This is a genomic window from Nocardia jiangxiensis NBRC 101359, from assembly GCF_000308615.1.
Lineage (GTDB): Bacteria > Actinomycetota > Actinomycetes > Mycobacteriales > Mycobacteriaceae > Nocardia > Nocardia jiangxiensis.
Genome location: NZ_BAGB01000004.1, coordinates 1 through 746, shown reverse-complemented (window position 1 = coordinate 746; position 746 = coordinate 1). Strand labels below are relative to the sequence as shown.

Below are 746 nucleotides of genomic sequence, written 5' to 3'. Positions count from 1 at the left end.
TTCCTTGTTTCCTGATGAAAGGTGAATCCCTATGAAGGTCAACAGGTTTGCTGCGCATGCCCTGTGTGTGACTGCTGCGCTCGGTGTCACGACGGGTGTGGTGCACGCCGAGCCTCCCGCTGGGGGTGGGGGTGTCTACTACACCGCGACGAACTCCCAGTCCAGCACTGTCATCCGCACCGATGCCGGGTCCATGGTGCTCGACAATGGGGTGTTCAAGATCAAGGCCGATGACGGCGCCGTGCTGGCTGGCGCCGATTTGTCCTTCCGCGTCGACGATTTCGTCTTCCCGATCGCTGCCGTCATACACGACCGCGTCGCTACTCTGACCCCACTGTTCGACCTGGCGCACGCCACATACCGGCCTGTTGCCCTGCCCTTCGAGAACACCGCGCCGTGGAAGTCCGACTACGACCGCGAACAGGCCGCGTGGGCCCGGTTGGCCAGCACGATCAGCATGGGCGCCACCATCGGTACCCTGGTCGGCGGTCTCAGCGGCGGCGCGATCGGCTGCCTTCTCGGAGGTGTCACCCTCGGCGCGGTCACCGGTGCGCTGACCGCCATGTTCGGAGCTCTCGGCGGTGCCGCGGTCGGCTGCCTCGCCGGTATCGCTGCCGTCGGCTTCCTGGGCACCGTCGCCGGCCAAATCCTCGTCACCGCGCCCGTCGCCATCCTCGCCGCAGTCCAATACTTCACCACCATCAACCAACCCTCCCTCTCCACCAAATAACACAAACAACGAACAG

At 64.6% G+C, this 746-nt stretch carries 1 protein-coding gene; it reads left to right on the top strand.

The window, feature by feature from the left end; translation table 11 throughout:
* Nucleotides 1-31: 31 nt before the first annotated feature.
* Entirely contained in the window at nucleotides 32-730 is a 699-nt protein-coding gene (locus ON40_RS01220; protein ID WP_040817430.1) for a DUF8020 domain-containing protein, read from the top strand.
* Nucleotides 731-746 lie beyond the last annotated feature (16 nt).